General features: G+C 43.7%; 8 protein-coding genes. All 8 read right to left on the bottom strand.

Features of this window, described 5'->3' with window-relative positions:
* Nucleotides 1-1,342, bottom strand: a 1,342-nt coding sequence (pknB, locus tag WB217_RS03425; RefSeq protein WP_423990656.1) for a Stk1 family PASTA domain-containing Ser/Thr kinase, incomplete at its 3' end; no start/stop codon positions are given.
* Nucleotides 1,343-1,347: 5 nt separating this feature from the next.
* Entirely contained in the window at nucleotides 1,348-2,097 is a 750-nt protein-coding gene (locus WB217_RS03420; RefSeq protein ID WP_423990654.1) for a Stp1/IreP family PP2C-type Ser/Thr phosphatase, read from the bottom strand.
* Between the two features lie 4 nt (nucleotides 2,098-2,101).
* Nucleotides 2,102-3,193 (bottom strand): 23S rRNA (adenine(2503)-C(2))-methyltransferase RlmN, encoded by a 1,092-nt coding sequence (gene rlmN / locus WB217_RS03415; RefSeq protein ID WP_423990652.1) that lies wholly within the window; start codon nucleotides 3,191-3,193, stop codon nucleotides 2,102-2,104.
* Nucleotide 3,194: 1 nt separating this feature from the next.
* Entirely contained in the window at nucleotides 3,195-4,544 is a 1,350-nt protein-coding gene (gene rsmB, locus WB217_RS03410) for a 16S rRNA (cytosine(967)-C(5))-methyltransferase RsmB (RefSeq protein WP_423990650.1), read from the bottom strand.
* The gene (fmt, locus tag WB217_RS03405; protein ID WP_423990648.1) at nucleotides 4,537-5,490 is read right to left on the bottom strand and encodes a methionyl-tRNA formyltransferase; all 954 of its coding nucleotides are present in this window, start codon (nucleotides 5,488-5,490) and stop codon (nucleotides 4,537-4,539) included. The genes rsmB and fmt overlap by 8 nt, the downstream gene beginning before the upstream one ends.
* Nucleotides 5,487-5,972: a peptide deformylase gene (gene def / locus WB217_RS03400; RefSeq protein ID WP_423990646.1), complete on the bottom strand. Its 486-nt coding sequence runs from the start codon at nucleotides 5,970-5,972 to the stop codon at nucleotides 5,487-5,489. Before def ends, fmt begins: the two co-directional genes overlap by 4 nt.
* A gap of 129 nt (nucleotides 5,973-6,101) precedes the next feature.
* Entirely contained in the window at nucleotides 6,102-8,516 is a 2,415-nt protein-coding gene (priA, locus tag WB217_RS03395; protein WP_423990644.1) for a primosomal protein N', read from the bottom strand.
* The coding region (coaBC, locus tag WB217_RS03390) for a bifunctional phosphopantothenoylcysteine decarboxylase/phosphopantothenate--cysteine ligase CoaBC (protein ID WP_423990642.1) at nucleotides 8,513-9,355 on the bottom strand (843 nt) is incomplete at its 5' end. The genes priA and coaBC, both read right to left, overlap by 4 nt.

Here is a 9,355-nt window from a genome sequence, read left to right as displayed (position 1 = left end):
GTACTACATCATCAAATAATCGGCCACGGTAATCCGAAAGCTCCAGTTCCTCTTTCCCGGAACTGATATAAAGATCTATTTCATTGCCTTCCTTGATCATTTTACCAGCTTTTGGATTAGTCTTTATGATTAGACCTTCCTCTACCTCTTCATCACTGATTTCCTTCTGTTCCCCAATGGTAAAGCCTGCAGTCATCAATTCTGCGACTGCCTCTTCAAGTTCCATTCCGCTAACTTCGGGAACTTCAACTTCTTTTGGCCCGAACAAATCAGGCCCCATTGTCACTGCTACAATTCCTGCACCAGCAATCAGCAAAAACAATAGAGTTAAGATGATCGGCCATTTTTTGCTTTTCTTTTTATCTGGCTTTGGCTGGTTCGTTTTGTCGGTTGGAACAGGCTGTTCCTTCCTGACAATCGTTTCATCCATGTTCTGGAACGGTCGTTCGTTCGTTATAATAGGTATCGCCTTTGTTGCCTCATCATCAACTGGAATGAAAAATCTCCCTTCATTAAGGCGACTGGCATCAAGTGCTGTTCGCAAATCATCTTCCATTTCATCTACATTGTCATATCTATGGAAGGGATCCTTAGCCGTAGCCTTCAAAACGATATTTTCCACACTTTGTGGAATTTGCGGGTTCCAACGCTTTAAAGAAGGAGTTTCAGACTGCAAATGTTTCAGAGCGATTGAGACAGCTGACTCTCCAGAGAATGGCAGCCTGCCTGTAAGCAACTCAAACATGACGATCCCGATCGAATAAATATCCGACTTTTTATTCGCCATCCCACCTCTTGCCTGTTCAGGGGAAAGATAATGAACAGATCCGAGCACCGAATTTGTCTGGGTAATACTAGTGGCACTCAAGGCCATCGCAATACCAAAGTCCGTGATTTTCACTGTTCCATTACTGTCAACCAATATATTGTGCGGCTTAATGTCACGATGGACGATATGGTTATTATGGGCATGTGAAATCGCTGAAGTCAGCTGCTTCATAATATCCAGTGCATCCTGAACCGGGACCGGAGCATGCTGCTGTATGTATTGTTTAAGCGTCTGCCCGTCAACATATTCCATTACAATATAGTATAGCCCGTCCTCTTCTCCCACATCATAAATACTAACAATGTTTGGATGAGCAAGACTGGTAGCCGATTGAGCTTCCCTGTGGAATCTGCGGATAAATTCTTCATCATTGGCAAAATCCAGACGCAGCATTTTAACAGCAACATCTCTGTCAAGAATCATGTCGTGGGCTAGATAGACATTCGCCATACCGCCGCCGCCAATCATATCCAATATTTTATAGCGTCCGCTGATTCTTTTTCCGATAATCATTTTCTTCACCTGCCCTCGTTGAATTCCTGATATTCGACGATAGCAAGAGTGATATTATCTTCGCCGCCGTATTGGTTGGCCCTTTTGATAAATTCTGCTGCCTTCTCTTCTAGAGGCAATTCATTCATTATGACACCTTGCATTTCCTCAAGGCCTACTTTATTAGATAGACCGTCTGAACATAGCAGTAATGCATCGCCTTCTTCAAAGGTAATCGTTTTTAAATCCATTTCTACGGATTCCTCAGTACCTAGTGCTCTTAACAGCACATTTTTCCGCGGATGATGTTCAGCGTCTTCCTTTGTGATTTGGCCTGAACGTACAAGCTCGTTGACGAGTGAATGATCCTCAGTCAATTGCTTGAAACCCGACTCATTCAATAAATAGCAGCGGCTGTCACCGATATTCACGACTGTAGCAAAAATATTTGTGCAGATGGCACCGACTACAGTCGTCCCCATGCCTTCGCACTCTGTATTATTTAAAGAATGCTGGAATAATTGCTTATTAACTTCTAACACCGCTTCTTTGAGCCATTTTTCTGCTTCTTCTGCTGTATGTATCTTAGATGATTGTTCCCAAAGGCCTTTTAAATGTTTGATTGTCATATCACTGGCAACATCTCCTGCACGGTGGCCGCCCATGCCATCTGCTACGATGGCAAGGCGCTGCCCGTCAGGATTGATAAAGATGCCGCCGTTGTCTTCATTATGCAGGCGAACTTTTCCCCTGTCCGTCATGAAAACAGCCTTCATCTTTTCACCTCGTCTCTTCTTTTCTTTCCTTCGCTCGAAGTTGTCCGCATGCCGCTTCAATGTCATGCCCTTGTTCTCTTCTAATTGTAACATTCACACCCCTGTCACGGAGCGTGCGTTCAAATGTAAAGATCTGGCTTTTTGGAGTCCTTACGTAATCTCGCTCAGGAACATAATTTACGGGAATCAAATTGATATGGCACTTAAGACCCTTTACCAGGTTTGCCAGCTCTTCGGCATGCTCTACCTGATCATTGACACCGCCAAATAATCCATACTCAAAGCTGATCCTTCTGCCCGTTTTATTTACGTAATAACGGACCGCATCCATTAGATCAGGAAGCTTGTACGCACGGTTGATTGGCATTAGCCTGCTTCTAAGCTCCGAATTCGGCGCATGCAGGGAGATCGCAAAATTGATCTGCATATTTTCATCCGCGAATTGATAAATCTTCGGGATGATGCCGCTTGTTGATACAGTGATATGGCGTGCACCAATATTCAGGCCTTTTTCATGGTTGACGATCTTCAAGAAAGAAAGCATATGGTCATAGTTGTCAAACGGCTCGCCGATTCCCATGATTACAATTGAACTTACTCTTTCATCTGTTTGGTCTAATGCCTGTTGTACTTTTACGACCTGAGCAACGATTTCTCCTGCTTCCAGGTTTCTTTTTAATCCGCCAAGCGTAGATGCACAGAATGTACAGCCGATTCGGCAGCCAACCTGTGTCGTGACACAGACAGAATTTCCATATTCATGCCTCATCAGCACTGTTTCAATTGAAACACCATCATGCAGCTCAAAAAGGAACTTAATTGTACCATCAGAAGATGTCTGCTGGATAATTGTATTCATGGTGGTCAGCACAAAATGCTGGGTAAGCTTGTCCCTTAATTCCTTCGAAAGGTTCGACATGTCCTCGAAGGAGGCAGCTCTTTTTTTATAGAGCCAGTCAAAGATCTGCTCAGCCCTAAATGGTTTTTCGTCTTGCTCCTTCAGCCAATTTTTCAGCTCTTCTAGCTGAAGGGAATAAATGGACTGTTTCCCTGTATCTTCTGTTGCAGCATTTCTCGTTGAATTTTCCTGTTCCATGTTATTCTACCTTCTTTCTTAAACAAGCAATATAAAATCCATCAGAGCCAAAATCCTGCGGAAGAATCTGAACTTCAAAGCCATTGATCAATGGTTTGATTGCTTCCGGCATTCTTTTCGCAAATTCAAGATCTGTTTCAAATTCATGATGCTCAAACAAAAATTCATTAATGACTTCTTGATTCTCTTCTTTGTCAACAGTACAAGTGCTATATACAAGTGCGCCTCCCGCTTTAAGCAGCGGAGCTACTGATTCTAGCAATGAAAGCTGAATTGACTGAAGCTGAGTTAAATCATTTTCTTTTTTCGTATACTTCATATCGGGTTTCCGTCTCATTACACCGAGTCCAGAACATGGAGCATCAAGCAGAATCCGGTCAACAGATTCTTTTTCAAAATGCTCTGCAGCCTGCCTGCTGTCCATTTTCTGAGCTTCGATGTTTTCTAATCCAAGACGCTCCGCATTCTTTACAATCAGTTTAACTTTATGCTCATGAAGATCTAGAGAGATTACTTTCCCACTGTTGCCAAGCTTTTCAGCAATGTGTGACGATTTTCCCCCAGGAGCCGCGCAAGCATCTAGGATTACTTCCTCTTCTTCGATACCAAGAGCATACGCAACCAGCATTGAACTTTCATCCTGAATAGTCAATAATCCATATTTAAAGGCTTTTGAGGATGCGAGGTTCCCGCGCAGACATTTGATTGCTTCTGGTAAGATCGGACTTGGTTCAACTTCAAAGCCTTCGTCCTCGAGCAGGTTAAGGCATTCTTCACGCGATATTCTTGTTAAATTGACTCTTGCCGTTTGCAGCGGGGCAGTCAGGTTCACTTCACACATTTCACGAGTTCTTTCAGTTCCGAATTGGCTGATCCATCTCTTGACGAGCCATAATGGGTGGCTTGTTTCAATTGAAATTCTTTCTGCAGGGTCGGCGATACGATCCAAGCTCGGCAGCCCTTTTCTCTGGATGCTGCGGAGAACCCCATTTACAAGGCTGGCTATGCCTTTATGGCCGCGGCGCTTAGCAATCTCTACTGCTTCGAATATCGCAGCTCTATCTGGAATTTTATCTAAATACACCATCTGGTAAACCGTCATGCGAAGCAGATTGATGACCCAGCTTTGCAGCTTCTTATTCTCCTCAATAAAAGGTTTAAGGTAATAATCGAGTGTCATTTTCCGCTGGAGTGTGCCATAGACCAACTCAGTCAGTAAACCAATATCGATAGGATTGATTTCATTTTTTTCAATTGCGCTGTTCAGCAGCAAATTGCTGTATGCCTGGTTCTTTTCGACCGACTCCAATAATTGGACTGCAGCGTCCCTTACATTTTTCTTTTTACTCATCTTGATCTCCTAACTTAATTCCAGGCTCGAAGTTCGAACCTGCACCAAGCAAAAACTGCCTTGCATCCATTTTCTTCTTGCCCGCAGGCTGCAGCTCAGTTATTTTTATTCCAGTTCCATTACCAGCAGCAACAATGAAACCATCCTCTTCAAGTTTAACAATCGTTCCAGGCTCTTGGCTTACTGAATAAGCAGCTTTCTCCGAGCCCCATATTTTCAGTACTGAACCATTCAGTGTCGTATAGGCAACTGGCCAGGGATTCATGCCGCGGATATGGTTATATATTTGTTCTCCCGGCTTCGTCCAGTCAATTTTCTCCTGTTCACGTTTGATGTTCCAGGCAAATGTTGCCTCTTCATCGTTTTGAGGGACAGGTGTAAGCTCACCTTTTAACAGCTTTGGTATAGTTTCTGATAAAAGGTCCGCACCTGAAGCACTCATTTTATCATGAAGCGTTCCAACCGTATCTGTATCAGTTACCGGTACTTCAATTTGCGTCAGGATATCTCCCGCATCCAGTTTTTCAACCATATACATGATCGATATACCTGTTTTTTCTTTGCCCTGGATGATCGCATAATGAATCGGCGCACCGCCGCGAAGTTCAGGGAGAAGCGAAGCGTGAACATTTATGCATCCGTACTTAGGCGCATCCAGCAGCTGTTTTGGCAAAATCTGTCCAAAGGCTGCTGTAACGATTAAATCAGGCTCCAATTCAAGAATTTTATCCAGTTCTCCCTGTTGGCGAATTTTTTCCGGCTGGTAAACAGGGATGTCATGCTTCAACGCTTCTGACTTAACCGGAGGCGGTGTAAGCAATCGTTTCCTGCCCACTGGACGGTCAGGCTGGGTAACTACGGCGATAACATTATATCCGTCATCGATTAGTCTTCTTAAAACAGGAACGGAAAAATCCGGAGTTCCCATAAAAACTATTTTTGTCATTCCTGGTTCAGCTCCTCTAATTCGGCTTCTTCCATATACCTAGTAACCTTTGAGGTAAATAACACTCCATGCAAATGGTCGATTTCATGCAGGATTGCCCTGGCAAGAAATGCTTCCGCTTCTATTTCAAAGCTTTTACCTTTACGGTTTTGTGCTTTGACTTTAACATAATTTGGCCGTGTGACCTCACCGTATAAACCAGGAAAGCTTAAACAGCCTTCAGGCCCAGTCTGTTCACCGCCAGTTTCAATGATTTCTGGATTGATCAGTTCAATCGTTCCATGCGCATCTTCAATATCAACGATGGCAATTTGTTTATTTATATCAATTTGAGGAGCAGCCAGGCCAACACCATCAAATTCAATCATTGTATCATACATATCATCCAGCAGCTTTGCGAGCTTTTTATCAAAAACTGTAACCAATTCGCATTCCTGCTCCAAAATATCTGCCGGGTAGTTAACTATTTTTCGTACTGCCAAAATAAATCCTCCAATAAATCCATTAAATATATTTTTCGTTTAACTATTAGTTTGTTCAAGAGCCTTTTACCGTAAACTCCATGTTTTTCAGCAAGTGTAAAAACAGATTAATCTGGTCATCAAAATCTTTTACATCAAGATATAAGGGTTCAGATCAACGGAAATTTGCAGTCCTTCTTTCCCCATCTCCTGCTGATAATGATCTAGAATGGCCTTTAGAGCATTATTCAGTTCTGGTTCCTTTTTGTATTTTATCAAACATTGATAACGATATCTATCGTTGATACGGGGAATGGGGGATGCAACTGGCCCCAGGACGACTGCTTCCTTCGAAAGCCTGGACGATATAAATTTGGCGACCTTTTCGGTGACCGACACTACCTTCATTAATTCTCCGTGGCTGACTGTAACTAGTGAAATAAAATAAAAAGGCGGATACTGATGTACTTTCCTGACCATCATTTCCTGCTGGTAAAACAGGTCGTAATCCTGGGTACCAGCAAGCTCAACACTATAGTGTTCCGGTGTATATGTCTGAATGACAACTTCACCGGGAAGCTGATGTCTGCCTGCCCTCCCGCTCACCTGGGTAAGCAGCTGAAATGTTTTTTCTGACGAGCGAAAGTCTGGCAAATGCAGCATTGTATCAGCAGAAAGAACACCAACTAGCGTAATATTAGGAAAATCAAGCCCTTTTGCGATCATTTGAGTGCCAAGCAAAATATCCGCCTGGCCTTCCTGAAAAGCAGTCAAAAGCCTCTCATGAGAGCCCTTCCTTCCAGTTGTATCCACGTCCATGCGGATGACCCGCGCTTCTGGCAGGAGCTTATTGAGTTCTTCTTCCACCTTTTGCGTTCCCGTGCCAAAATAGCGGATATGCTCGCTATTGCATTCAGGGCATATGGTTGGAACCCTGTCTTCATGACCGCAATAGTGGCATTTCATCTGTTCATTATACCTGTGATAGGTCAGCGTGATGTCACAATGAGGACAGTTCATTACATAGCCACAGTCTCGGCACATGACAAATGATGAGTGGCCTCGCTTATTTAAAAACAGGACAGTCTGTTCTTTTTTCTCAATACGGTCCTTTAATTTTTCAAACAGCTTTACAGAAAACATTGACCGGTTGCCTGTGCGGAGCTCCTCTCTCATGTCGACTATTTCGACAGTTGGAAGAGCCTGGTTGTTCATCCTCTTTGGAAGGGACAGCAATGTGTACCTCCCCTTCTGCGCGCGCGCGAATGATTCAAGTGATGGGGTTGCGCTGCCAAGGACCACCGGGCAGTTATACGTTTTAGCTCTCTGGATTGCAACATCTCTTGCATGATATCGAGGATTTTCTTCCTGTTTGTAGCTTGTTTCATGCTCCTCATCAATAATGATGATTCCCAGGTTTTCAAACGGAGCAAAGATCGCTGACCTGGCCCCTACTACAACCTTTACTTCTTTGCGCTGAATCTTCCGCCACTCATCATATTTTTCTCCGGCCGATAGGCCGCTGTGCATGACCGCAACATAATCCCCAAACCGCTCTTTGAAGCGAGTGACCATCTGTGGTGTAAGCGCAATTTCCGGTACAAGAACAATCGCTTCTTTTCCGTTGTTCAATACCTCCTGAATGGATTGAAGGTATATTTCCGTCTTTCCGCTCCCTGTCACTCCATATAAAAGGAATACCTCATGCTGTTCATTCTCGATCGAAGAAAGAATAGGACTAATTGCTTTTTCCTGTTCCACCGTCAGCGTCAACGCGGTTTTCCGGGCAAATTCTCGTTCTGCGTATGGATCTCTGTAAACCTCTAATTCTTCTACCTTTAAAACGCCTTTTTTCACTAGCGAATTAACGGATGCCTGTGAAATCCCAAGTGTTGTAAGGATGAGTCTTTGTTCCACCGGTTCAGGATGTTCAAGAAAGAAATCTATAATTGCTTGCTGCCCCGATGCCTGTGCCGAAAGGCTGCCCCTGATTTCTTTCAGTTGCTCAGGCTCTGCAGCCGGGGAGACGTGCTTGAGGAGCTTTTTGCGTACCCTGTCCTTTACTTGATAGATGACTTCAATCCTGCCTTCAGAGGCTTCCTTATGAAGCTGCTGAACAAGCCCTTGTGAGACAGCGTCATCCCATTTTATTTCACGGCTTTCCATAAAAAGATCCTTAAGCTTTTTGTGGACCTCAGCAAGATCAGCACCTCTTGCGAGTACAATTTTTTTCTCGTACTTCGCCTTCAGAGCAGCCGGGAGCATTGCCTGATAGGAGGAAATCTTATAGCTTAATGTATGCTCCGTTAACCATTCTCCCAGTTCTAGCAATTCTTCATTTAGTACAGGATTCAAATCAAGCGGCTCTGCAATTTCACGTAATTTTGAAAAACTGGATTCATTTTTAAGCTCTGTGACAAAACCCTGGATTTTCCGAGGCCCAAATGGGACAATCACCCTTATTCCAGGCTTAATGACATCTTTGAATTTATCTGGAATTTTATAGTCAAAGGTTTTGTCTGTCTGCTTTGCGGGCACATCGACAATAACACTAGCTATATTCATAGGCGTTCTTCCTTTGATATCAGTTGAATGACCTCTAAAAGGAGGTTTCTGGCAACCTCGGTTTTTGCCATTAACGGTAATTTGACATTGGTTCCATTTTTATTGTAGATCGTGACAATATTCGTATCAGTGCCGAATCCCGCTCCCGCTTGTTTCACATCGTTCGCGACAATCATATCAGCATTTTTCTTCACCAGCTTGCCTTTTGCGTGTTCTTCTACATTCGTGGTTTCGGCTGCAAATCCAATGATTAATTGAGTAGTCTTCCTTTTGCCTAACTCGAAAAGGATGTCCTTTGTACGTTCAAGCTCAAGGAACTCCTCGCCTTCCTTCTTTTTCATTTTTTCTTCATACACATATTTAGGACGGTAATCTGCTACCGCAGCTGTTCCAATGATGACATCAGCATGTTCGAAATGATCCATTGCTGCCAGGTACATTTCCTCAGCACTTTCTACCGAAACGAGCTCTACTCCTTTTGGTGCTTCCAGGTGGACTGGACCGGAAATAAGAACGACCCGCGCCCCCATCTTTTTTGCTTCCGACGCAATCGCATAGCCCATCTTACCGGTTGAATGATTGGTGAGAAATCGCACCGGATCAATTTTCTCCCGGGTAGGACCTGCTGTAATTAGAACCGTCTTGCCCGCAAGCTCCGCGGTTTCCCTATTAAAAAACTTGACAGCAAGATCAACAATCTTTTCAGGTTCCTCAAGCCGTCCCTTGCCTGTGTAGCCGCAGGCCAAATATCCTTCAGCTGGTTCAATAAAATCACAGCCAAAGCTCCTTAATGTCTCCATATTTTTTCTCACTGCAGGATGATTGTACATATGTACGTT

The organism is Mesobacillus sp. (assembly GCF_049588175.1).
In the GTDB taxonomy this organism is placed as follows: Bacteria; Bacillota; Bacilli; order Bacillales; family Cytobacillaceae; genus Mesobacillus.
The sequence above is the reverse complement of the archived record's forward strand: the minus strand, read 5'-3'. Positions and strand labels throughout refer to the sequence as shown.

Excerpts from the sequence above, each read along its gene's own strand:
- WB217_RS03420 (WP_423990654.1), bottom strand. The coding sequence starts at position 2,097 with ATGAAGGCTGTTTTCATGACGGACAGGGGAAAAGTTCGCCTGCATAAT.
- rlmN (WP_423990652.1), bottom strand. The coding sequence starts at position 3,193 with ATGGAACAGGAAAATTCAACGAGAAATGCTGCAACAGAAGATACAGGG.
- rsmB (WP_423990650.1), bottom strand. The coding sequence starts at position 4,544 with ATGAGTAAAAAGAAAAATGTAAGGGACGCTGCAGTCCAATTATTGGAG.
- fmt (WP_423990648.1), bottom strand. The coding sequence starts at position 5,490 with ATGACAAAAATAGTTTTTATGGGAACTCCGGATTTTTCCGTTCCTGTT.
- priA (WP_423990644.1), bottom strand. The coding sequence starts at position 8,516 with ATGAATATAGCTAGTGTTATTGTCGATGTGCCCGCAAAGCAGACAGAC.